The sequence below is a fragment of the Cognatishimia sp. F0-27 genome (genome assembly GCF_020667845.1).
In the GTDB taxonomy this organism is placed as follows: domain Bacteria; phylum Pseudomonadota; class Alphaproteobacteria; order Rhodobacterales; family Rhodobacteraceae; genus JAFMPQ01.
This window is the reverse complement of sequence record NZ_JAFMPQ010000029.1, coordinates 37,676-60,046: the sequence shown is the minus strand read 5'-3', so window position 1 is coordinate 60,046 and position 22,371 is coordinate 37,676. Positions and strand designations below refer to the sequence as shown.

Sequence of the window (22,371 nt, the reverse complement as noted above, 5' to 3'; positions counted from 1 at the left end):
AGGTCAACGCAGCCGGAGGGCTCGGGTTCCCCTTGCATTCGCGCAAACGGGCTGCTCAAGATGGGCGCTCATTGAAACCAGCGCGGGAAGTGAATGATGTCGCTCAGGCAAGCAGCCATGACAGTGCGGGAACACGCCTATGTGCCCTATTCGCGATACAAGGTCGGCGCAGCGCTGCGCACGCCGGATGGCGAAGTGTTCCTTGGCTGCAATGTCGAAAACGTCGCCTATCCCGAGGGCACCTGCGCGGAAGCCGGCGCCATCGCCGCCATGGTCGCTTCCGGCCGGACAGAGATCGCCGAGGCCTATGTGATCGCCGATGCCGCACACCCTGTGCCGCCCTGCGGAGGATGCCGTCAGAAGCTGGCCGAATTCGCCAAATCCGGCACCCGGATCACGCTTGCCACTCTCGATGGCGCCGAACAGGTCGTGACCGTGGCCGAGCTTCTGCCGGGGGCATTCTCCGCGGCGCATATGGATCGCACGTGATGGATGCGCGGCATGTGATTGCGCGTCTGCGCAAGGGGGAGCCGGTATCGCCGGAGGCGCTGCGCTGGTTCGCGCGGGGGCTTGCGGATGGCACCGTCAGCGATGCCCAGGCGGGGGCCTTCGCCATGGGCGTCTGCCTGCGTGGATTGGGCGAAGAGGGCCGCGTGGTTCTGACCGAGGCGATGCGCGACTCCGGCCATGTAATGGCGTGGGATCTCGACGGTCCCGTCGCCGACAAGCACTCCACCGGCGGGGTTGGCGATTGCACATCGCTGGTTCTGGCCCCGGCATTGGCCGCCTGTGGCGTCTATGTTCCCATGATCTCCGGGCGCGGGCTCGGCCATACCGGGGGCACGCTCGACAAGCTCGACGCGATCCCCGGCTATGAAACCGCGCCCAGTGAACAGCGCTTTCGCGCGGTCGTTGCCGACGCCGGATGTGCCATCGTGTCCGCCAGCGCAGAGATCGCGCCCGCTGACAAGCGGCTTTATGCGGTGCGCGACGTGACCGCGACGGTCGAAAGCCTCGATCTGATCTGCGCCTCGATCCTGTCCAAGAAGCTCGCCGCCGGGCTCCGGGCGCTGGTGCTCGATGTCAAGATTGGCACCGGCGCCTTCATGAAGGACGCCGAAGAGGCCCGCGCACTCAGCCGCGCGATGGTCGATACCGCCAACGGTGCGGGCTGCCGGACCACCGTTCTGATGACCGGGATGGACGAGCCGCTGGCCCGGTCACTGGGCAATGCGCTCGAAGTGGACGCGGCGATGACGGTGCTCACCGGTGACGACCGCGGTCGGCTGCATGATCTCAGCGTCGCGCTCGGCGCGGAAGTGCTTGCCACGCTCGGGATCGAAAACGGGCAGGCGCGGCTCGAAGAGGCCATTGCCTCTGGCGCTGCGGCGGAACGCTTCGGCAAGATGATCTACGGTCTGGGCGGACCCATCGGCTTTGTCGAGAACTGGCGCCGCTACATGCCCGAAGCCCCGGTGATCCGCGCTGTAGAGGCCCGCGAGGCTGGCCATATCGCCGGGATCGACGGCGAGGCGCTGGGTCTTGCGGTTGTCGCGCTGGGCGGTGGCCGTCAGGTCGAAACCGACCAGATCGACCCCATGGTCGGGCTGTCGGATGTGGTGCGCATTGGCGACAAGGTCGAAAAGGGCCAGCCGCTTGTCACGATCCACGCCGCCCGGTCCGAACAGGCCGATGCCGCGGAGGCGGCGGTGCGCGGGGCGATCCGGTTCGGCTCGGCACCCACCCCCATGCCTCTCGTGCGGGACCGCGTCGCATGAGCCGTGCCTTTCTGGTCGTGATGGATTCCGTCGGGATCGGGGGTGCGCCGGATGCGGCGGAGTTCTTCAACGGAACTACCCCGGATACCGGCGCCGACACGCTTGGTCACATTGCCCGCGCCTGCGCCGAGGGGCTTGCCGATGAGGGGCGCTCCGGGCCGCTGCACCTGCCCACGCTTGCACGGCTGGGCCTGTGGCAGGCGGCGGCGCTGGCCACCGGCGCGCCGCACCCGCCCGCCTCCGGCGTGGACGGGCTCTGGGGAGCCGCAACCGAACAGTCGCGCGGAAAGGATACCCCGTCCGGTCACTGGGAACTCGCCGGCCTGCCGGTCCCGTGGGAGTGGCATTACTTTCCCGACACGGTCCCCGCCTTCCCGCCGGAGGTGACGGCGCGGGTCTGCGAGATTGCCGGAACGGAGGGCATCCTCGGCAATTGCCACGGCTCGGGCACCGTGATGATCGACCGCTTTGGCGCCGACCATATGCAGACCGGCCATCCGATCTGCTACACCTCTGCCGACAGCGTGTTCCAGATTGCCGCGCATGAGGCGCGCTTTGGTCTCGACCGGCTGTTGCACCTGTGTGAAACCCTCGCCCCGACGCTGCACGCGATGAAGGTCGGGCGCGTGATCGCGCGCCCCTTTGTCGGCGAGACCGGCGCTTTCAAACGCACGCCCAACCGGCGCGACTACGCCATCACACCGCCCGAACCGATCCTCACCAACTGGGTGCAGGACGCCGGCCGTCAGGTCAACGCCGTCGGCAAGATCGGTGACATCTTCTCCATGGCCGGGATCGACACGCTCGCCAAAGGCCCGGACGCCGATCTGATGGAAAGCCTGTCTCATCTGATCGATACCGCTGCGGACGGGTCGCTCACATTTGCCAATTTTGTCGAGTTCGACAGCCTTTATGGCCACCGTCGCGACATTGCCGGCTACGCCCGGCATCTGGAATGGTTCGACGCCGCCCTCGGCAGGCTGATCGATCGCCTGTCCGAAGGCGATCTGCTGATTGTCACGGCCGATCACGGCAACGATCCGAGCTGGACCGGCACGGACCATACCCGCGAGCGGGTCCCGGTGCTCTGCGCCGGGCGCGGCGCGGGCGCGCTTGGCCATGTCGGCTTCGCCGATGTTGCGGCCTCGGTTGCGGCCCATCTGAACGTGCCCGCCCAAGGGCCGGGGAGATCCTTTCTATGAGCCTGCCTCTGCCCGATCATGTCGCGCCTCTCGACGAAGAGACCCTGCACGGCATCCTGCATCTGCCAAAGGTCGAACTGCACACCCATTTCGAAGGCATGGCCCCGCCCGGCTTCATCCGCGGGCTTGCCAAGGCACGCAACGTGGACCTTTCGGGCATCTTCCGCCCGGACGGGTCCTACGCCTATCGCGATTTCGTGCATTTCCTGTCGGTCTACGAGGCGGCAACCTCCGTCCTGCGAACGCCCGAGGATTTTGGCCGCCTCTGCGTCGCCGTGCTCGAAGAAAGCGCCGCAAATGGCGTGGTCTATTCCGAAACTTTCCTCAGCCCGGATTTCTGTGGCGGCGGCGATGTGGGGGCGTGGCGCGAATATCTGCACGCGATCCGCGAAGCGGCGGATGCGGCAGAGCGTGACATGGGCATCACCCTGCGCGGTATCGTCACCTGCATCCGCCATTTCGGGCCGGAGAAGGCAAAGGCCGCAGCGCTCTGTGCCGCCGAAACCGCCGGTGACTGGATCGTGGGATTCGGCATGGGCGGGGACGAGAATCAGGGCCGACAACGCGATTTTGCCTATGCGTTCGATATGGCGCGCGAGGCGTGTTTGCGGTTGACGACCCATGCAGGGGAATGGCGCGGGCCCTCCGAAGTGCGCGACGCGGTCGAGGATCTGCGGGTCGAGCGGGTGGGTCATGGCGTCCGCGCGGTCGAGGACCCCGCGCTGTGCGACATGCTGGCAGAACGGGGTGTCACGCTGGAGGTCTGCCCCGGTTCAAACGTGTTTCTGGGGGTCTATGACAGCCTCGCGGCGCATCCGGTCACGGCGCTGCGCCAACGCGGCGTGGCGGTCACGATCTCCACCGATGACCCGCCGTTCTTTCACACCACGATGCAAAAAGAATACAAGGGGCTGGCACAGGTGCATCACTGGAGGGCCGAGGATTTCCGCGCTGCCAACGCGGTTGCCCTCGAAGCGGCCTTCTGCGATGACGCGACCCGCACGGCCATTGCAAAGCGACTGGAGCAGACATGAGCAGCACCCTCACAATCGTCGATCACCCCTTGGTGCAGCACAAGCTGACGCTGATGCGCCGGACCGACACCTCCACGGCGGTTTTCAAGCAGTTGTTGAGAGAAATCAGTCACTTGCTTGCGTATGAAGTCACGCGTGAGCTCGATATGACCACGGAGACGATCGAAACGCCGATCTGCGAGATGGAGGCCCCGGTGATTGCCGGGCGCAAGCTGGCGCTGGTGTCGATCCTGCGTGCTGGCAATGGCCTGCTGGATGGTATCGTCGATCTCATCCCCTCCGCCCGCGTTGGCTTTATCGGGCTCTACCGCGACGAGGAAACGCTCAAGCCGGTGCAGTATTACAACAAGCTGCCCGCCAATCTCGACGAGCGCCTGACCATCGTGGTCGACCCGATGCTGGCGACCGGAAACAGCTCTGCCGCGGCAATCGATCTGGTCAAGCAGGCAGGGGCAACGAATATCCGGTTCCTGTGTCTCCTCGCGGCGCCCGAGGGGGTTGCGCGCATGGCCGAAGCCCACCCGGATGTGCCCGTCGTGACCGCTGCGCTCGATGAAAAGCTGAACGAGAAAGGCTATATCGTGCCCGGTCTCGGCGACGCCGGTGACCGCATGTTCGGAACCAAGTAAGGTTAACGCCTTCTTTACAGATCAGCCCTCATGGTGCAGGCTCGTAACGCATCTGTGGGGGCAGACATGGTTTTGAAAAGATTCGCGTTTATTGCGTTGTTCACAAGTACCCTGGGGATTGTTTCCGGGTCGGCAACAGCCCAGGATACCGCCGGTCCGGCCAACCCGCCGCCGGATGATTTCGAGGGTCGGGAATTCGTCGATATCAACGGGTGCGTCTTCGTGCGTGGCGGTGTGAACGGCGCGGTCACTTGGGTGCCGCGCGTGTCGCGCTCGCGTGAGCAGGTCTGTGGCCAGACCCCGACCTTTGCCGTCGCGGAAGAGGCCGGTGGTGCAGCGACCGCAACCGAGAGCGCGCCCGCACCGGCGCCGGTGGTCGCGGCCCCGGTTAACGGCAACGGCAATGGCAATGGCGCAGCGGCCCCGGCACCGGATGTGGCGGTCGCGCCGGTTGTGGTGCCGCCCGATGCCACCGCCGAAGACGTCCGGCAGATCCGCGCCGCGGCTGCCGTGGTCGATGGCGCTGCCCCGCCGCCTGCGCCGCGCGCGGTGCCGCGCCTTGTGCGCCCCGTGCCGGAACACAGCGGTGCGATGATGCAGGATCACGGTGCCCAGATCGTGATGATGGAACCCGCTGCGCCGCGCCATGCTCGCAAACCGATCCGCGTCATGCAGCCCGCCGCGCCGTCCAAACCGGGCGGGTTCCGGCCTCCGGGTCGTCTGCAGATCGTCCCCAAGCACGTCTGGGAGCAACAGGACCGATCCGTGATGCATGTTCCCGCGGGCTACAAGCCGGCATGGGAAGATGATCGTCTCAACCCGTTCCGGGCGTGGCAGACCGTCAAAGGCTATTACGACACGCAGGAAATCTGGACGAACACCGTCCCGCGCAGGCTCGTCAAGATCGCGGGCGCGCAGCGCACAAAGAACCCTGTGCTTGTGGGCCATGTCACGCCGCGGAGCCGCCCGATGCAGCACAGCGGCCAGATCGTGCAGATCCATGGCGGCCACGGGCAGGGAGAGGGTGTCTTCGTCTCGACACGGCAGGAACCGGCCCGCCGTGCGGCGCCCGGAAAGCCGCGTTTTGTGGAAATCGGTGTCTTTACCACCGAGGCCAAGGCCCGGGCGGCCGCCGGGCGGTTGTCTGCGCAGGGGTTGAGCGTGCGCATCGGCACCGTTCGGCGCGGTGGCGAGACGCTGCGCCGCGTTAAGGCCGGACCTTATTCGGAGGGTGCACCGATCGAGGCCGCAATGCGCAAGGCGCGCGCCGCTGGATATTTGCAGGCCTACCTGCGCTAAAAGGCGGACCGCCGGTTCGCCTTGGGGCCGAGAGGGTCACAAATGTGTGGGGGCGATGCCCCCACGCTTGTCCTTTCGGCTGGGGACGCTGTCCCCAGACCCCTGGAGTATTTCGAGACAGAAGAAACGGGTGCGCGTTGTGGCGCTGTGCCATGGTCTCCCGCGGGGACGTCATGTGACCGCAGGCAACGGCCGCCCGAACGGGGCCGCGCGGGCGCGACGGGGGCGGGCCGGGCGTGCGCGCGACGGCCCGACGCCCGGCGCTACTGCGTCACGATTTCCGGCAATCGCGTGGCCGGTGGCGTGTTGCGGCTGCGTTGAGAGCGCACGATGCCGTCGATGACCGTCATCCCCACGCCGGGCAAATTCCCGAGCCGGACTGAGTCGAGCAAATCCTTGCCCGGTGCGTGCTGCGCCTGGTCCATCAGTACGAAATCCGCCGCGCGCCCTTTTTCGATCAGGCCGACATCAAGCGTGCGCCGCCGCGCGGTGTTGCCGGTCGCAAAGCAGAACGCCACCTCCGCGGGCACGTCTCCGAGGGCAGACAGCATGGCAACCATCCGCAGGATCCCCAAGGGCTGCACGCCCGATCCGGCAGGCCCGTCCGTGCCGAGAATCACCTGGTCGAGCTTGCCAAGCTCGCGCGCGGTGTTGAGCGTCAGAAGGGCTGCGCGCTCATTGCCATTGTGCACGATTTCCAGCGCCGCCTTGCAGTTTTCGCAGATGCAGATGATCTGGTCATCCGGCAGGGCGGAATGGCCGCCGTTGATATGGCCGACCACATCCGTCCCGGTATCCAGCACCATGTCCGCGTCGATCAATCCGGAGCCGGGAATCGACGGGCCGCCGGTGTGGATCGTCGATTGCATCCCGTATTTGCGCGCCCAGCCGACCATTTCGTGAGCGGTCTTGCCGTCCTTGATCGTGCCTAGCCCGACCTCGCCGATGAGCCGCACACCGGCTTCGCCCATCTGCTTGAAGTGATGCTCCTCAAGGCCTTTTTGCAGAAGTGGCGCGCCCGCATGCATCTTCACGCCCGAAGGGCGCAGATTGTCGTACCAGCGCTGCGCCGCGATCGCCATGGCCACGGTGCCCACCGGGTCATTGGGCCGGCCGGGCATATGCACCTCACCGGCGGAGATCATCGTCGTCACGCCGCCATGCAGGGTGCTGTCGATCCAGTGAAGTTGTTGTTGGCGCGGGGTATAATCGCCCACCACCGGGTGCACATGGCTGTCGATCAAGCCCGGGGAAAGCGTCACGCCATGGGCATCGATCACTGTCTCCGCACCGCTTGTGTCAAGATCCGCCTCGTGGCCCCATTGCGCGATGCGCCCGTCCAGCGCCACAAGGCAATCGGCGTCCAGAACAGGCGCTTCGATCCGCCCGGACAGCATCAGCCCGACATTGCGGATCACCAGTTTATGCGGGGTTTCAGACATCCGGACCTCCTGTCATTTTCATTTGAACGCTAACAGATCGGGCGTCTCGATCAAGCGTTCAGAGACCTGCGGGCGACTCTTGTGCGAAACCATTTGACAGGCAGGGCGCTGCCGCGTTTTCTATTCGTATACTAACGAACAGTCCGGCCGGTGGGTCTTCAGGCATGCATCGGTCGCTTACGCAGTTTGGAGCCATCATGGGCTATCACCGACCGCATTCCGTCGAGGCTGCGCTTGCGCTTCTGGCGGACGGGGCTGCGCCGATTGCCGGCGGCACCGATTGGTATCCGGCCAGGGGCGCGGCACCGCTTCCTGCCGATGTGCTCGATCTGACGGCGCTGGACGGATTCGGGGGCATTCGCCGTGTCAACGATGGCTGGGAGATCGGAGCGCTCACCACATGGACCGAGATCCTGCGCGCCGATCTGCCGCCTGCGTTTGACGGGCTCAAGGCCGCCGCGCGCGAGGTCGGCTCGGTGCAGATCCAGAACGCGGGCACCCTTGGCGGCAATCTCTGCAATGCCTCGCCAGCGGCCGACGGCGTGCCGCCGCTCCTGTGTCTCAATGCGGAGGTCTCCTGGATCGGGCCGACCGGCCCGGGCCGCGCCCCGCTTGGCCGGTTCCTCACCGGCGTGCGCCAGACCGCGCTGCCGAAGGGCGCGCTGCTTCGCGCCGTGCATATCCCCGATCCCGGTGCCGCGCGCGGCAGTTTCCTGAAGCTTGGCGCGCGAAAATACCTGGTGATTTCCATCGCCATGGTGTCGGCGCTGGTCTCCATGAAGGACGGTCGGATCGACACGGCGCGGGTGGCGGTCGGGGCCTGTTCTGCGGTGGCGCAGCGTTTGCCCGCGCTGGAAGCCGCGCTGACGGGGGCGGCTCCGGACGAGATCCTGGAGCGCATGACGCCGGCGCAGGTCGCGCCATTGTCTCCGATTGACGACATCCGTGGCGATGCAGGCTATCGCCGCGACGCGGCCGGGACGCTCATCGCCCGCGCCATCGCCCGGGCCGTGCCGGGGCAGGGGGGGCAGCATGGATAACCCGACCCAGATCGCGCGCATCGGTTTCACGCTCAATGGCCGGCCCGTTACCGCCGATACGGCCCCTGCGGAGCGCCTGTCCGAGCTGTTGCGCAGCCGTCTGGAGGCGCGTGATGTCAAGATCGGCTGCAACGCGGGCGATTGTGGTGCCTGCACGGTGCTGGTTGATGGCGCGCCGGTCTGCGCCTGCCTGATGCCCGCCGCGCGGGTTGACGGGGCGCGGGTCGATACCCAGACCGGTCTCGCCGCCTCCGACCCTGTCGCCCAAGCGCTCATGGCGCAGTTCCATGCCCATCAGGCGGCGCAATGCGGTATCTGCACGCCCGGCATGCTGGTCGCCGCCGCCGAGTTGCTGCGCCGTGTGCCCGCGCCCTCCGCGACACAGGTCGAGGATGCCCTGGGCGGGGTTCTCTGCCGTTGCACCGGCTATCGCAAGATCATCGACGCGGTGGTCGCCACCGGCGTTTGCGCCCCCGAACCCGCGCCGCAAGGCCGCATCGGCGACGCCCTGCCCCGGCTCGACGGTTGGCCCAAGCTCGACGGGCGGGAGCGGTTCGGCGATGATGTCGCGCCGGACGGTGCTCTGGAGTTGCGCGTGATCCGCGCGCCGCACGCCCATGCCCGCTTCACGCTTGGCGATCTCGATGCCTGGCAGGCGGCGAACCCCGGCATCGCACTCGTTCTCACCGCCCGCGACATTCCCGGCCTGAACCGCTTCGGCGTGATCCCCGGTTTCATCGACCAGCCGGTCTTTGCCGAAGGGCATGGCCGGTTCCGGGGGGAGGCGATTGCCGCTATCGTCGCCGATCCCGCCACGCTGCGCGCCTTCGATCCTGCGGATTTCCCGGTGACGTGGGAGCCGCTCGATGCGGTGATGACCCCGGCCGAGGCCACCGCCGATCACGCCCCGCAGCTTCACGACGGCAAGCAGGGCAACGTCATGTGCGGCGGCTTCGTGCGTCACGGCGACGCCAACAGCGCGCTGGCGCGGGCCGATACAATCGTCGAGGGGCGTTTCACCACGGCCTATGTGGAGCACGCCTATATCGAGCCGGAAGCGGGTTATGCGGAGATGGTGGACGGGCGCTTGCACGTGCACGGTTGCACGCAGGCCCCGGTGATGGATCAAGAGACGCTGGCCGACATCCTCGCCCTGCCGATGGAGAAGATCCGCGTTGTCCCTTCCGCCACCGGCGGGGGCTTCGGCTCCAAGATCGACGTGTCGATGCAGCCGTTTATTGCGCTCGCGGCCCTGCGCCTGAACCGCCCGGTGAAAATCACCTATTCCCGCACCGAGTCAATGATGTCGACCACCAAGCGCCACCCGGCGGAGATCACAATCCGTATCGGCGCCACAAAAGACGGCACGCTCAGCGGGCTGCATTTCGACGGGCGCTTCAACACCGGTGCCTATGCAAGCTGGGGGCCAACCGTCGCCAACCGCGTGCCGGTGCATGCCTCCGGTCCCTATCGCGTGGCGGATTACGAGGCGCGCTCCACCGCGATCTACACCAACGGCACGCCTTCCGGCGCGTTTCGCGGCTTCGGCGTGCCGCAATCGGCCATCGCGCAGGAGGTGATGTTCGATGCGCTCGCCGCCAAGCTGGGCATCGACCCGCTCGACTTCCGCCTGCAGAACGCGCTCACCAACGGCGAGCCCACCGTCTGCGGGCAGGTCTTCGAACAAGGCGTCGGCATCACCGCCTGCCTTGAGGCGCTGCGCCCGGCGTGGCAATCGCTCAATGCCGAGGCCGACAGCTTCAACAAAACCGCCACAACCACCCGGCGCGGCGTCGGCATCGCCGCCGGTTGGTATGGCTGCGGCAACACCAGCCTGCCCAACCCCTCCACGATCAAATGCGGCCTGACCGCTTCGGGCGAGATCGTGCTGCATCAGGGGGCCGCGGATATCGGACAGGGCAGCAACACCGTCATCACCCAGATCTTCGCGCAGGCGCTCGGTGTGCCCGTCTCTGCCATCACGCTCAGGGGCGGCGACACCGACATCACGCCCGATGCGGGCAAGACCTCCGCCTCGCGCCAGACCTTCGTGAGCGGCAACGCCGCGCGGCTTTCCGGCGAAGCGCTGCGCCGCGCCATCCTCGCGCAGGTCAACGCCGCCGAAGACGCGACCATCACGCCCGGCCCTGACGGCATCACCATCACCGACAAGGCCGAAACCCATAGCCTGCGACTCGATACGCTCACACCCGACCCCGAAGGCTACGTCCTGAAAGCCGCCGAAACCTACGACCCGCCGACCCTGCCGCTGGACGCGGAGGGGCAGGGCGCGCCCTACGCGCAGTTCGGCTACGCCGCGCATCTCGCCATGGTCGAGGTGGACATCGCGCTCGGCACCACGCGGGTGCTGCGCTTTGTCGCCGCGCATGATGTGGGCCGCGCGATCAACCCGCTTCTGGTGGAGGGGCAGGTCCATGGCGGCATCGCGCAGGGGCTCGGCATGGCGCTGATGGAGGAGTTCATTCCCGGCCGCACCGAGAACCTGCATGACTACCTGATCCCCACCTTCGGGGATATTCCGCCCATCGACACGCTCATCGTCGAGGAACCCGACGCGCACGGACCCTACGGCGCCAAGGGGCTGGGCGAACATGTGCTGATCCCCACGGCACCCGCGATCCTCAACGCCATCACCCGCGCCACCGGGGCCACCCTGCGGCAGGTGCCCGTCACGCCCGCGCGGCTGCGCGCCGCACTCAAGGAGGCCGGTCATGGCTAAGGACACCCCCGAGAAGATCCGCTGCGACGCCTGCCCGGTGATGTGCTACATCGCCGACGGCAAGGCCGGGGCCTGCGACCGCTACGCCAATCACGGCGGCACGCTGGTGCGGCTCGATCCGCTCACCGTGATCGAAAGCGGCGCCCGCGCGGTCAAGTTCCTCGATCAGGAAAGCAATTCGCAGGACTGGGACGGCGATGTGATCCAGGGCGACCGCACCTTTGTCACCGCCGTGGGCGCGGGCACAACCTATCCCGACTACAAACCCGCCCCGTTCATCGTCAGCCAGCTGGTGGAGGATGTGGACATGGTCACCGTCGTGACCGAAGGCATCTTCAGCTATTGCGGCGTCAAGGTGAAGATCGACACCGACCGGTTCATCGGCCACGAACGCGCGGTGGTGCGCGTGCAGGGCGAACCCATCGGCCATGTCATGACTTCCGAATACGGCTCCAAGATGCTCTCGCTTGGCGGGGTCGAGCACCTTACCGGCGGCTCCAAGAAAGAGGGCCGCGTGACCTGTGACGCGCTCATGGCGCTGTGCAACCGCGAAGCGGTGGAGATGGAGATCGACGAGGGGGCCACGATCGTCGTGCAGGCCGGGCAGGCGCCGATCATCAACGGCACCCCGGAAAAGCTCATGCGCGTCGGCTGCGGCTCCGCCACCATCGGCATGTTCGCCAAGCAATGGCAGCCGCATGTGGACGAGGTGATCGTCGTCGACGACCACATCACCGGCGTGCTGACCGAACACGAGGCAGGCAAACAGCTTGGCATGACGCCTTCCGGCATCCGCATCAACGGGCGGCGGTCGACACCCGGCCGCTACTTTCAGGTGGCCGAACCCGGCACTGGTTGGGGCGGCACCGATGTCGAAGACCCGTTGACGATCCTCAAATCCGCCGACCCGAAAAAGGCATGGCCCGGCCTGCGCCTGCTGATGGTTTCCACCACGGGCGAGCAATGGGCCTATTTCACGCTCGACGACGCGCTCGAACCGCAACCTGCTGAGATCACCGCCCCGCTGCTGGCAAGCTGCGAGCGCATTGCGGAGAATTGCGAACCCTCGCTCTGTTCGGTGCTCTTCATGGGCGGCGCGGGCGGCTCATTGCGCGCGGGCGTGACCGAAAACCCCGTGCGGCTGACCAAATCGGTGAAGGACGCTTTGACCTATGTGAGCTGCGGCGGGGCGGAGGCCTATGTCTGGCCCGGCGGCGGCATCACCTTCATGGCTGATGTGATGGACATGCCAACAAATTCCTTTGGGTATGTGCCCACACCCGCGCTTGTGGCTCCCATCGAATTCACCCTGCGCAAATCCGATTATGCCGCGCTTGGTGGTCATATGGATCACGTGCAGCCGGTGGACAGCGTGCTGTCGCCCGAGATCCGCAAGGTTGCCGCCCAACACGGCCAGCCCGACCCGCATGACCACCAGCGCCACCGCGCGCGCCGCGGCAAGGGCGGCGCATGACCGGCCCCGTGATGGCCGCTCTGAGCGGCGGGCGCATCCATCTGCAACATGGGCCCATCGACCTCGTGATTGGCGCCGAAGGCGCTGCGCGTGAAGCCGCGCTCGCAGCGGCCCGCGACCGCTTTGACACGGTCCTGACCGAGCTTGTGGCGGAGCTGCCCGCCCTGCGCCGCCCGCTCGGGCAACCGCTCGACGGGGCCATCGCGCGCCATATGGCACAGGCCTGCACGCGCGTCGCGGAGCGTGCGTTTGTCACCCCCATGGCCGCCGTGGCGGGCGCTGTGGCCGATACCGTGCTCGCCGCCATGGTGTCGGCCGGACGCCTGACCCGCGCCTACGTGAACAATGGCGGGGACATCGCGCTGCATCTGGCGCGGGGGCGGCGCTTCCGGGTCGGTCTGGCGGGTCTGGATGCGTCCGCTCTGGGCCGGGCCGAGATTTCGGCCGGAGACGGTGTTGGCGGAATCGCCACCTCCGGGCGCGGCGGGCGCAGCCTCAGTCTCGGCATCGCCGACAGCGTCACGGTTCTGGCGTGCGATGCGGCCACCGCCGACGTCGCCGCAACACTGATTGCCAACGCCGTCGATCTGCCGGATCATCCCGCCGTGACCCGCGTGCCGGCGCAGGCGATCCAACCCGACAGCGATCTCGGCGCGCGTCCCGTGACGCAGGCGCTGGGCGCGCTGACCCGGCACGAGGTGCACGCGGCCCTCGCCGCCGGTCTCTCCCGCGCCAACGCGCTGCGGGCGCGCGGTGTCATCCACTCCGCGGCGCTGGTTCTGCGCGGCCAGACCGTCACAACCATGGCGGACGATACCGCGCACCCCGCGCTCATGACCTGACCACGAAGCCCCGAGCCTGACAGGAGCCCCCATGCCCGACCCAGTCATCCGCAAGATTCTCACCGTCGAAGAGGAAATACACCATGAGGGCGGCCCGCCCGCGGCCACGCCCCTGCGCAAGGCCGCCATCGTCGCGGTGATCGCCAACCCCTTTGCGGGGCGCTATGAGGCGGACATTCAGCCCTTCATGGAAGATCTCAAGCCCCTGGGCATCCAGATGGCGTCGCGCCTTGCGGTGATGCTCGGCGGCACCGATGCCGTGCAGGGCTATGGCAAGGGCGCGATTGTCGGCACCAATGGCGAGATCGAACACGGCGCGCTCTGGCACGTGCCGGGCGGCTACGCCATGCGCGAGGTGCTGGGCGGGGCCAAGGCCATTGTGCCCTCCACCAAGAAGGTCGGTGCGCCGGGCACCCGGCTGGATGTGCCGATCACCCATATCGACGCCTCTTATGTGCGCGGCCATTTCGACGCGATGGAGGTGGGCCTCAACGACGCGCCGCGCGCCGATGAGCTGGCACTGGTGCTGGTGATGACCACCGGGGCCCGTGTGCATGACCGCGCGGGCGGGCTCAAGGTTGAAGACATCAAGGGAGAGGACGGTCTGAGATGAGCGCCGATATCCGCAAGCTGGCCGTCTGGGTCGAGGAAACACATCAGGAAATGGGCCGCGTGATCGATCCGCCGACCCGCAAAGCCGTGGCCGTTGCGGTGATCGCCAACCCCTTCGCCGGGATCTTTGAGGAAGACCTCACACCGCTGATCGAGATTGGCGCGGAGCTCGGCGGGCTTCTGGGGCAGCGCTGCGTTGACGCGCTCGGCATCGCGCCGTCCGAGGCTGAAGGCTATGGCAAGGCCGCGATGGTGGGCGAGAATGGCGAGCTGGAACATGCCGCCGCCCTGCTGCACCCGGCCATGGGCAAACCGCTCCGCGCGGCGGTTGAAAAGGGAGCGGCACTCGTGCCCTCCTCGAAAAAGCGAGGTGGACCGGGGCAGGATCTCGACGTGCCGCTTGGCCATAAGGACGCGGCCTATGTCCGCAGCCATTTCGACGGGGTCGAGGTGCGGATGAATGACGCGCCGCGCGCCAATGAGATACTCGTCGCCGTGGCCGTCACCGATAGCGGTCGCCCCCTGCCTCGAGTCGGCGGGCTGGAGGCAAAAGACGCCAAGGGTGAGGATGGGTTGCGCTGAGGCGGGCGCGGATTGCTGCGGCGACCGAAAGCGCCCACCGGGGCGCGCGGGTAAAGCCCTGCACGCGGGTGACGGAGGCGGCGGTTGCCGCGTGACTGTCGCGCGCGAGGGCCAGCCGTTGCACACCTGAAACCGCGTTGATCGGTCTTGCACATTTGAACCAGTCGGGTCAGCCCCCGCACGCTTGGGGAAGCGGGGGTCAGCCCCCGCACGCTCGGGTTAGCGGGGGCCAGCCCCCGCACGCTCGGTTTAGCGGGGGCCAGCCCCCGCACCCCCGGAGTATTTCCGGACAGAAGAAACAGGGAGGCGGCGCTTTGAGCGGGGCCGCGGCTTTTTTTGCGGGCGGTTTGGGAGCCATGCGCAGGGGCCGAGCGATTTTCAGGGGGTCCGCAGCGGGCGTGTGAACCGCTTCACAGCCGGCCCGGGAGAAGTCTGCAACTGTATGAGACGTCCACGCTTGTTTGAAAGTCCCCGTCATGGCCCTCCAGTCCACAACACCGCTTGAGATCGCCGCTGCCTACACCGTTGCCGCGGGGCCGGCGCGCATTCTGGGACAGCCTGCCGAGGATCTCGCACCCGATCGCCGCGCGATCCGCAATGAACGGCTGAAGCTCGCTTGCGGCTTCTGCAACGCGGTGGGGTTCACGCTGATCGCCTTCGCGCTGCTGCGGCCGGTCACCGAAGACCTGTCCTTGCTGACATGGGCGTCGCTTGGATGGGTCGTGGTCGGGCTGGCGCTGCATGGCGTTGCGCATCTCATGTTGGGAAAGCTGGTGCGACAGGGGTGAGGGTTTGCCCGGAGCCGGATGCGGCCTGCGCCGACGCGCCCGGCCATCCCTTTCCGGCCTCCCGACCGTATCCGCTCAGAGCTTGTCGAGCAGTTCGTTCAGCCGCTCCAGCTCGCGCGGGGTGAGGTTTGCGGCGGTGGCCCGGGAAATCTCGCGCGCCCGTGAAACCGCGGCATCGGCGAAGCGGCGCCCCTCCTCGGTCAGCGCAATCTGCAAGCGGCGCAGATCCGTCTCCGACCGGCTGGAGGAGACAAACCCCTTGCTCTTGAGCCGGTCCACCACGCCCTTGGTGGTTGCCGCGTCCATGCCGACCAGCCGCCCGAGGTGATTCTGCGAGATCGGCCCGACCTCCCGCAGCCGCGCCAGCACCGCGAACTGGGTCGGCGTCGCCTCCGGCATCAGCCGCGAGAACAGCTCCACATGCCGTTGGTTGGCCAGCCGCAGCTTGTAACCGATCTGGTCCTCAAGCCGGTATTCAGGTCCATCATCCTCGGTCAAACCCTGTTCCTTTGCCGTCGCCGGGCTGCCCAAACATGCAAAGATCTCCATGCCCGGCATCAATTCGCGCCAAACCCGAAAAATTGTTTGACAGCTAACAAGTATTTATGGCCCGATCAAGGCAATCCAACCCGGGAGACGCCGCATGGCGCGCCCGACCGGACGGGAGGACCGTAAGATGCAGTTTGTTCGCAATGCGTGGTATGTGGCGGGGTGGTCGCGCGATTTCGGCGAGGCCCTGCGCGCCTTGACGATCCTCAACCAGCCGCTGGTGCTCTTTCGCAGCTCGACGGGCAAGGTCGTGGCCCTCGAGGATCGCTGCCCGCACCGGCTCTTGCCGCTGAGCAAGGGCAGGCGCATCGGCGATACCATCCAATGCGGCTATCACGGCATGACCTTCGATGGTGCCGGCAAATGCGTGCGCGTGCCGGGCCAGGACAACCTGCCCGCATCGGCCTATGTGGATGCGTTCCCGGTCGAGGAGCGCCACGGCATCGTCTGGATCTGGATGGGCGAGCCCGCGCTGGCCGACCCCGGCGACATCTTCGACATGCCCGAGTTCGAGGACCCCAACTGGCATGCGCATCACGGCGATGCGCTGCATATCCGGGCCCATTACCTCAACGTGGCCGAAAACCTCGTGGACCCGGCGCATGTGAGCTTTGTCCACCCGACCACGCTTGGCTCGTCGGCCTCCGAAGACGTGCCCGTGCACGTTTCCACCGCCGGAAAGGTCATCACCGCGTGGCGCTGGATCCGCAACGCGCCGCCTGTCGGGTTCTTTCAGAAATTCGGCGGGTTTTCCGGCAATGTGGACCGCTGGCACTACTACCACCTGCACATCCCCTCCACCGCCGTGATCGATTTCGGCTCCATCGAGGCCGGGCGCAACATCGCCGAGGAAGACCGCGACGAGGGTGTGCGCATCTTTGCCCTTCATTTTGTCACCCCGGTCAGCGAGGATTACACGATCGACCACTGGATGCATCTGCGCAACCGCGCGCAGGGTGACGAGGACGCCTCTGCGCAGATGGACGGCATGTTCCGCACCGCCTTTGCCGAGGATGTGGCCGTGCTCGAAGCGGTGCACGAAGCCGAACAGCGCCCGCAGAAGCGCAAACCGATTCGCATCGCCATCGACAAGGGGCCGAATGTCTATCGCAAACGCATCCGTGACCTCGTGGAGGCAGAGGCAACAGAATATCTTGGAGAGCCGGAACGGCCGACATTTGTCCAGCACGACTGAGCTGGGCCCAATCCACAACAGGAAGGGACGGATATGAAACGAAAGACATTTCTCAAGACGCTGATGGGGGCGGCTGTGGCCGTGACCATGGCGCCGTTTGCCGCAACCGCGCAGGACGGCCCGATCATCGTGGGCGAAATCAACCACTACAAGCGCATGGCCGCCTTTGCCGGGCCCTACAAGATGGGCATCGAGCTGGCGCTCGAAGAAATCAACGCCGCCGGTGGCGTCATGGGCCGTCCGCTGGAGTTCATCTTCCGCGACGATCAGGGCGAACCCGGCGAGGCGGTGAAGATCGCCGAAGAGTTGATGACCCGCGATGGCGCGGTGATGATCACCGGCACGATCCTCAGCAATGTGGGCCTCGCGATCTCTTCGCTGGCGGGGGAAAAGGGCTATGTCTACCTTGCCTCCGAACCGCTGGCAGACAGCCTCGTCTGGGCATCGGGCAACGATTACACCTTCCGCCTGCGCTCCTCGACCTACATGCAGGCGGCGATGCTGGCGGAAGAGGCAGCGGCGTCGGGCGCGACCAAATTCGCGACCATCGCGCCGAATTACGCCTATGGCAAGGACGCCGTGGCCGCCTTCAAGGAAGTGCTGACCGAGCTCAACCCGGATGTGGAGTTTGTCGCGGAGCAATGGCCCGCGCTCTTCAAGATCGACGCAGGCGCGGAGGTGCAGGCCATCGAGCGCGCCAAACCCGACGCAATCTACAACGTGACCTTCGGCACTGACCTTGCCAAGCTTGTGCGCGAAGGCGGCGACCGGGGTCTGTTCGACGGGCGCACGGTCTATGGTCTGCTCTCGGGCGAGCCGGAATATCTCGACCCGCTGGGCGACGAGGCCCCCGAGGGCTGGGTCGTGACGGGCTTCCCCTGGTATGACCTCGAAGACGGCCCGGACGGCGCCTTCGTCAAGGCCTATCAGGAACGCTACGACGATTACCCGCGCCTCGGCTCCATCGTCGGTTACATGACCGTGCAATCCATCGCCGCCGCGCTCGAACGTGCAGGCTCCACCGAAACGGACGCGATCCGCGAGGCCTTCAAGGGGCTCGAAGTGGCCAGCGCCATGGGCGATATCACCTTCCGCGCCATTGACCATCAGGCGACCATGGGTGCCTATGTCGGCACCACGGCTCTGCGCGATGGCAAGGGCGTCATGGTCGACTGGGAGTATAAATACGGCGGTGACTACCTGCCGTCTGACGAAAAGGTGATGGAGCTGCGTCCCGGCAACTGATCCGGACCCACAGACCCACCCGCGCGCGCCCCACAGTCATTGGGGCGCGCATGGCCGGGGGCCGCGCCGCGTGCAGTGCGGGGCCGCCCCGTGCCGCATCCCCGCACTGAACCATGATCCGAGGAACGCCGCATGGGTCTTTTCATCGCGCAGCTCATCACCGGGCTGGCCAATGCCGGCGCGCTGTTCATGGTCGCCTCCGGCCTGTCGCTGATCTTCGGCGTCACCCGGATCGTCAACTTTGCCCATGGCAGCTTCTACATGCTTGGCGCCTATATCGGTTACACGCTGATGCAGGTGCTGCCCGGCGCGGTCGGCTTCTGGGGCGCGATCCTGCTTGCGGGCATCGCGGTCGGCGTGATCGGCATGCTGGTGGAGATCCTCGTGCTCCGGCCCGTGTATCGCGCGCCCGAACTGTTCCAGCTTGTGGCCACTTTCGGCGTCATCCTCGTGGTGGCTGACCTTACATTGATGATCTGGGGCCCCGAAGATCTCCTCGGCCCGCGCGCACCCGGCCTGCGCGGCGTGATCCGCATCATGGGTGAGCCGGTGCCGAAATACGACATCGCGTTGCTGGTCATCACGCCCATCGTCGCGCTGCTGCTCTGGTATCTGATTGCCCGCACCCGCGTTGGCGTCCTGGTCCGCGCCGCCACGCAGGATCGCGAGATGGTCGGCGCGCTCGGCGTCAATCAGGCGTGGCTCTTCACCGGCGTCTTCGCGCTGGGCTGCGGGCTCGCCGGTCTCGGCGGCGCGCTGCAACTGCCCAAGGGCGGGGCGGATCTTCTGATGGATTTCAACATCCTCACGGCGGTCTTCGTCGTCGTCGTGATCGGCGGCATGGGCTCGCTGCCCGGCGCTTATCTCGCCGCCGTCATCATCTCCGTGGTCAACGTCTTCGGCGTGACTTACCTGCCGCAATCCACGCTTGTGCTGATCTTCGTCGTCATGGTTCTGGTGTTGATGATCCGCCCCTACGGCCTCTTCGGACGGCCCGAAGTGGCGGGCGAACACGGCCAGGTCGGCGAGCCGGAAAAACCGATCCGCCCGGCGGGCACACAGGTCCGCCTGCTTGTCGCCGCGGGCATCGCCACGCTCGCCGCCCTGCCGCTCTACGGCTCCAGCTTCAGCCAAGTGCTCGCCACCGACATCCTGATCTTCTGCCTCTTTGCCGCCTCGCTGCACTTCCTCATGGGCCTCTCCGGCCTCGTCAGCTTCGGCCACGCGGCCTATTTCGGCGGCGGTGCCTATGTGGCCGCGCTCATCGTCACCCATTCCAACTCCCCGATGGAACTGGCCTTCGTGCTGGCCCCCATCGGCGCGGGCCTCGGCGCGCTGATCATCGGCTGGGTCTGCCTGCGCCTGACGGGCGTTTATTTCGCCATGCTCACGCTGGCCTTCGCGCAGCTCCTCTGGAGCCTCGTGTTCCAATGGGGCGAGGTGACAGGCGGCGATGACGGGCTGGTCAATATCTGGCCCGCCGACTGGCTCAACGACACGACGGTCTTCTTCTACCTCGCGCTCATCCTCTGCATTGGCGGCATCCTCGCCATGCGCCACGTCGCGCATTCGCCCTTCGGCTATGCCCTGCGCGCAGGCCGTGACAGCGACCGCCGCGCCGAGGCCACCGGCATCAACGTCAAACGCGTGCAATGGCTGGGCTTCGGGTTTGCCGGCATGATGGCCGGCCTCGCGGGCGGGCTGTTCGTGTTTTCCAAGGGCAGCGTCTTTCCCAACGAGATGGAGATCGCCCGCAGCTTCGACGCGCTGATCGTCGTGTTCCTTGGCGGCGTGAAAACGCTGGCGGGCGGTGTTGTGGGCGCGGCCACCTTCAAAGGGCTCGAAGAGGTCATCACCCGGTTCGAATACTGGCGCCTGATCCTTGGCCTGCTGATCATCTTCGTTGTGATCGTCATGCCCGAGGGCATCGTCGGCACGGCGCGCAAATGGGCCGAACGCGCGGGCTGGCTGCGCGGAGAGGAAACCCGCAAGCGCAAGGCGCGGGAGGAAGCCGCATGACCACCGCATCGCACCCCCCCGCATCCCAATCCGCCACACAGGCCCGGTCAGAAACCCGGTCAGAGGCCCCGCCATCGCCATCCCCCGTTTTGGAAACGCGCAACCTCACCAAGGCTTTCGGCGGGCTTGTCGCGGTCGATGACGTGTCCTTCTCGCTGCAAGCGGGTGAGCTTCTGGCGCTGATCGGCCCCAACGGCGCGGGCAAGAGCACCTGCTTCAACATGCTCATGGGCCAGCTTGCCCCCACCAGGGGCGCGGTCTGGCTCAAGGGCGAAAACATCACCGGCATGAACCCGCGAAAGGTCTGGCGCAAGGGCGTGGGCCGCACGTTCCAGATCACCGCCACCTACGCGTCGATGACCGTGGGCGAGAATGTCCAGATGGCGCTGATGTCGCATCACCACCGCATCCTGTCGATCCGTCCACGCGCCCACAGGCTCTACCGCGACGAGGCGCTCGCACTGCTCGAGATGGTCGGCATGGCCGATCAGGCAGAGCGGCACTGCGCGGTGCTTGCGTATGGCGATCTCAAGCGGCTGGAACTGGCCATCGCGCTGGCGCATGATCCTGCGGTGCTGCTCATGGACGAACCCACGGCGGGTATGGCCCCGCGTGAACGCATCCGCCTGATGCAGCTCACGGCGGAGATCGTCGAGAACCGGGGCGTGTCGGTGCTCTTCACCGAACATGACATGGACGTGGTCTTTGCCCATTCGCACCGCATCATGGTGCTCAATCGTGGCCAACTCATCGCCGAAGGCAACGCCGAAGCCATCCGCAACGACCCGCGCGTGCAGGAGGTCTATCTCGGCGGCGGCACGGTCTTCGCACAGGAGGATGCGGCCGATGCTTGAGCTATCCGACATCAACAGCTTTTACGGCAAGGCCCATGTGCTCAACGATCTGGGCTTCTCGGTTGCGCGCGGCCAGGTGGTCGCACTTCTGGGCCGCAATGGCGCGGGCAAGACGACAACGATGAAATCCATCATGCAGATGGTGGTGCCCGGCTCCGGCAGCGTGCGCTACAACGGACAGGACATCACCGGCTGGCCGACCCACAAGGTCGCCAAGCTCGGCCTTGGTTATGTGCCCGAAGAACGCCGCATCTTCACCGATCTCACCGTCACCGAAAACCTCGAAGTGGGCCGCCAGCCCGCCCGCGACGGCACCGTGCAATGGACCGAGGAGATGCTGTTCGAGCTTTTCCCCAATCTCGCGGAACGGCGGGGCAATCGCGGCAAGGCGCTCTCGGGTGGCGAACAGCAGATGCTGACCATCGCGCGCACGCTCATGGGCAATCCCAGCTTCGTGCTGCTCGACGAGCCCTCCGAAGGCATCGCCCCGGTGATCGTCGAACAGATGGCCCATGTGATCACGCAGCTCAAGGCCGACGGTCTGACCGTGCTGCTGTCGGAGCAGAACCTGCACTTCGCCCGCGCGGTTGCCGACCGCGCCGTGATCATCGAAGGCGGCACCACCAAGTTCGAAGGCACACTCGCCGAGCTCAACGCCCATCCCGAAATCCGTGACGCCTATCTCTCTGTCTGAGCCATTCGGGTCGAAACGCGCCCTCCAACGCGCTCTCCCTTTCCGGCCCTTTCCCCTCCGATCCTCTCCCTCCCTCCGACCACGTCCCGCGCCTGCCACTCTCTCGCGTCCCCCGAAGCCGTTCCTTCTCTTTTTTGTCGACCTCCCTTCTCGCTTCAATACGCTGCCTCTCGCGCGACGCTCTGTTTTCCTCAGATCTACTTTTCCCTTCCCCGTCGCTTTCTGCCACTGACCCCTTTTTCTTTCCGCCTCCCGCGTCGCTCTCTCCCTCTGAGCTTGTCCTTGCCCGCGACGCTCTCCCCGCTCCAAGCCGCTCTCTTTCCGAGCCGCGGTCTCCCCCCGCGCGCGCCCTG

General features: G+C 66.5%; 20 protein-coding genes. 18 read left to right on the top strand and 2 right to left on the bottom strand.

What is annotated here, in order from left to right; translation table 11 throughout:
* Positions 1-96: 96 nt before the first annotated feature.
* The 6 genes from J1C49_RS15405 to J1C49_RS15380 all read left to right on the top strand — a co-directional run bounded on the left by J1C49_RS15405 (position 97) and on the right by J1C49_RS15380 (position 5,942).
* Entirely contained in the window at positions 97-489 is a 393-nt protein-coding gene (locus J1C49_RS15405) for a cytidine deaminase (RefSeq protein ID WP_227446726.1), read from the top strand.
* Positions 489-1,778, top strand: coding sequence for a thymidine phosphorylase (locus tag J1C49_RS15400; RefSeq protein WP_227446725.1), 1,290 nt, complete (start codon positions 489-491; stop codon positions 1,776-1,778). Before J1C49_RS15405 ends, J1C49_RS15400 begins: the two co-directional genes overlap by 1 nt.
* Positions 1,775-2,980 carry a phosphopentomutase gene (locus J1C49_RS15395; protein WP_227446724.1) on the top strand — a complete coding sequence of 402 codons (1,206 nt, stop codon included), beginning with the start codon at positions 1,775-1,777 and terminating at the stop codon, positions 2,978-2,980. Before J1C49_RS15400 ends, J1C49_RS15395 begins: the two co-directional genes overlap by 4 nt.
* Entirely contained in the window at positions 2,977-4,014 is a 1,038-nt protein-coding gene (locus J1C49_RS15390; protein ID WP_227446723.1) for an adenosine deaminase, read from the top strand. Before J1C49_RS15395 ends, J1C49_RS15390 begins: the two co-directional genes overlap by 4 nt.
* Positions 4,011-4,643: a uracil phosphoribosyltransferase gene (gene upp / locus J1C49_RS15385; RefSeq protein ID WP_227446722.1), complete on the top strand. Its 633-nt coding sequence runs from the start codon at positions 4,011-4,013 to the stop codon at positions 4,641-4,643. The genes J1C49_RS15390 and upp overlap by 4 nt, the downstream gene beginning before the upstream one ends.
* Before the next feature lie 66 nt (positions 4,644-4,709).
* Entirely contained in the window at positions 4,710-5,942 is a 1,233-nt protein-coding gene (locus J1C49_RS15380; protein ID WP_227446721.1) for an SPOR domain-containing protein, read from the top strand.
* 263 nt (positions 5,943-6,205) lie between these two features.
* On the opposite strand, the gene J1C49_RS15375 is transcribed toward J1C49_RS15380, so the two are convergent.
* On the bottom strand, positions 6,206-7,384 hold the full coding sequence (locus tag J1C49_RS15375) for an amidohydrolase family protein (protein ID WP_227446720.1): 1,179 nt from the start codon (positions 7,382-7,384) through the stop codon (positions 6,206-6,208).
* A gap of 164 nt (positions 7,385-7,548) precedes the next feature.
* Between J1C49_RS15375 and J1C49_RS15370 the strand changes: the two genes are divergently transcribed.
* The 7 genes from J1C49_RS15370 to J1C49_RS15340 all read left to right on the top strand — a co-directional run bounded on the left by J1C49_RS15370 (position 7,549) and on the right by J1C49_RS15340 (position 15,462).
* On the top strand, positions 7,549-8,424 hold the full coding sequence (locus J1C49_RS15370; protein WP_227446719.1) for a xanthine dehydrogenase family protein subunit M: 876 nt from the start codon (positions 7,549-7,551) through the stop codon (positions 8,422-8,424).
* Complete coding sequence (locus J1C49_RS15365; protein WP_227446718.1) at positions 8,417-11,164, top strand: molybdopterin cofactor-binding domain-containing protein; 2,748 nt, start codon at positions 8,417-8,419, stop codon at positions 11,162-11,164. Before J1C49_RS15370 ends, J1C49_RS15365 begins: the two co-directional genes overlap by 8 nt.
* Positions 11,157-12,638 carry a 6-hydroxynicotinate reductase gene (locus J1C49_RS15360; RefSeq protein WP_227446717.1) on the top strand — a complete coding sequence of 494 codons (1,482 nt, stop codon included), beginning with the start codon at positions 11,157-11,159 and terminating at the stop codon, positions 12,636-12,638. Before J1C49_RS15365 ends, J1C49_RS15360 begins: the two co-directional genes overlap by 8 nt.
* Positions 12,635-13,480, top strand: a complete 846-nt coding sequence (locus J1C49_RS15355) for a UPF0280 family protein (RefSeq protein WP_227446716.1) — start codon at positions 12,635-12,637, stop codon at positions 13,478-13,480. Before J1C49_RS15360 ends, J1C49_RS15355 begins: the two co-directional genes overlap by 4 nt.
* Positions 13,481-13,511: 31 nt before the next feature.
* Positions 13,512-14,093, top strand: coding sequence for an amino acid synthesis family protein (locus J1C49_RS15350; protein WP_227446715.1), 582 nt, complete (start codon positions 13,512-13,514; stop codon positions 14,091-14,093).
* Entirely contained in the window at positions 14,090-14,674 is a 585-nt protein-coding gene (locus J1C49_RS15345) for an amino acid synthesis family protein (RefSeq protein ID WP_227446714.1), read from the top strand. Before J1C49_RS15350 ends, J1C49_RS15345 begins: the two co-directional genes overlap by 4 nt.
* A gap of 476 nt (positions 14,675-15,150) precedes the next feature.
* Positions 15,151-15,462: a hypothetical protein gene (locus tag J1C49_RS15340; RefSeq protein WP_227446713.1), complete on the top strand. Its 312-nt coding sequence runs from the start codon at positions 15,151-15,153 to the stop codon at positions 15,460-15,462.
* A 75-nt stretch (positions 15,463-15,537) separates the two neighbouring features.
* Here J1C49_RS15340 and J1C49_RS15335 read toward each other — a convergent pair whose 3' ends face one another.
* Positions 15,538-15,960 (bottom strand): MarR family winged helix-turn-helix transcriptional regulator, encoded by a 423-nt coding sequence (locus J1C49_RS15335; RefSeq protein WP_227446712.1) that lies wholly within the window; start codon positions 15,958-15,960, stop codon positions 15,538-15,540.
* 178 nt (positions 15,961-16,138) lie between these two features.
* Between J1C49_RS15335 and J1C49_RS15330 the strand changes: the two genes are divergently transcribed.
* The 5 genes from J1C49_RS15330 (at position 16,139) to J1C49_RS15310 (ending at position 22,018) form a co-directional block, all read left to right on the top strand.
* Entirely contained in the window at positions 16,139-17,206 is a 1,068-nt protein-coding gene (locus tag J1C49_RS15330; protein WP_227446711.1) for an aromatic ring-hydroxylating dioxygenase subunit alpha, read from the top strand.
* A 33-nt stretch (positions 17,207-17,239) separates the two neighbouring features.
* The gene (locus tag J1C49_RS15325; RefSeq protein ID WP_227446710.1) at positions 17,240-18,451 is read left to right on the top strand and encodes an ABC transporter substrate-binding protein; all 1,212 of its coding nucleotides are present in this window, start codon (positions 17,240-17,242) and stop codon (positions 18,449-18,451) included.
* A gap of 132 nt (positions 18,452-18,583) precedes the next feature.
* Positions 18,584-20,470 carry an ABC transporter permease gene (locus J1C49_RS15320; RefSeq protein ID WP_227446709.1) on the top strand — a complete coding sequence of 629 codons (1,887 nt, stop codon included), beginning with the start codon at positions 18,584-18,586 and terminating at the stop codon, positions 20,468-20,470.
* A complete protein-coding gene (locus J1C49_RS15315; RefSeq protein WP_227446708.1) occupies positions 20,467-21,324 on the top strand; it encodes an ABC transporter ATP-binding protein in 858 nt (285 codons plus the stop codon). The genes J1C49_RS15320 and J1C49_RS15315 overlap by 4 nt, the downstream gene beginning before the upstream one ends.
* The gene (locus J1C49_RS15310; protein WP_227446707.1) at positions 21,317-22,018 is read left to right on the top strand and encodes an ABC transporter ATP-binding protein; all 702 of its coding nucleotides are present in this window, start codon (positions 21,317-21,319) and stop codon (positions 22,016-22,018) included. Before J1C49_RS15315 ends, J1C49_RS15310 begins: the two co-directional genes overlap by 8 nt.
* Positions 22,019-22,371: the final 353 nt, after the last annotated feature.

Excerpts from the sequence above, each read along its gene's own strand:
- J1C49_RS15340 (WP_227446713.1), top strand. The coding sequence starts at position 15,151 with ATGGCCCTCCAGTCCACAACACCGCTTGAGATCGCCGCTGCCTACACC.
- J1C49_RS15360 (WP_227446717.1), top strand. The coding sequence starts at position 11,157 with ATGGCTAAGGACACCCCCGAGAAGATCCGCTGCGACGCCTGCCCGGTG.
- J1C49_RS15310 (WP_227446707.1), top strand. The coding sequence starts at position 21,317 with ATGCTTGAGCTATCCGACATCAACAGCTTTTACGGCAAGGCCCATGTG.
- J1C49_RS15325 (WP_227446710.1), top strand. The coding sequence starts at position 17,240 with ATGAAACGAAAGACATTTCTCAAGACGCTGATGGGGGCGGCTGTGGCC.
- J1C49_RS15365 (WP_227446718.1), top strand. The coding sequence starts at position 8,417 with ATGGATAACCCGACCCAGATCGCGCGCATCGGTTTCACGCTCAATGGC.
- J1C49_RS15405 (WP_227446726.1), top strand. The coding sequence starts at position 97 with ATGTCGCTCAGGCAAGCAGCCATGACAGTGCGGGAACACGCCTATGTG.
- J1C49_RS15345 (WP_227446714.1), top strand. The coding sequence starts at position 14,090 with ATGAGCGCCGATATCCGCAAGCTGGCCGTCTGGGTCGAGGAAACACAT.
- J1C49_RS15315 (WP_227446708.1), top strand. The coding sequence starts at position 20,467 with ATGACCACCGCATCGCACCCCCCCGCATCCCAATCCGCCACACAGGCC.
- J1C49_RS15350 (WP_227446715.1), top strand. The coding sequence starts at position 13,512 with ATGCCCGACCCAGTCATCCGCAAGATTCTCACCGTCGAAGAGGAAATA.
- J1C49_RS15330 (WP_227446711.1), top strand. The coding sequence starts at position 16,139 with ATGCAGTTTGTTCGCAATGCGTGGTATGTGGCGGGGTGGTCGCGCGAT.
- J1C49_RS15395 (WP_227446724.1), top strand. The coding sequence starts at position 1,775 with ATGAGCCGTGCCTTTCTGGTCGTGATGGATTCCGTCGGGATCGGGGGT.
- J1C49_RS15400 (WP_227446725.1), top strand. The coding sequence starts at position 489 with ATGGATGCGCGGCATGTGATTGCGCGTCTGCGCAAGGGGGAGCCGGTA.
- upp (WP_227446722.1), top strand. The coding sequence starts at position 4,011 with ATGAGCAGCACCCTCACAATCGTCGATCACCCCTTGGTGCAGCACAAG.
- J1C49_RS15370 (WP_227446719.1), top strand. The coding sequence starts at position 7,549 with ATGCATCGGTCGCTTACGCAGTTTGGAGCCATCATGGGCTATCACCGA.
- J1C49_RS15355 (WP_227446716.1), top strand. The coding sequence starts at position 12,635 with ATGACCGGCCCCGTGATGGCCGCTCTGAGCGGCGGGCGCATCCATCTG.
- J1C49_RS15380 (WP_227446721.1), top strand. The coding sequence starts at position 4,710 with ATGGTTTTGAAAAGATTCGCGTTTATTGCGTTGTTCACAAGTACCCTG.
- J1C49_RS15320 (WP_227446709.1), top strand. The coding sequence starts at position 18,584 with ATGGGTCTTTTCATCGCGCAGCTCATCACCGGGCTGGCCAATGCCGGC.
- J1C49_RS15375 (WP_227446720.1), bottom strand. The coding sequence starts at position 7,384 with ATGTCTGAAACCCCGCATAAACTGGTGATCCGCAATGTCGGGCTGATG.
- J1C49_RS15390 (WP_227446723.1), top strand. The coding sequence starts at position 2,977 with ATGAGCCTGCCTCTGCCCGATCATGTCGCGCCTCTCGACGAAGAGACC.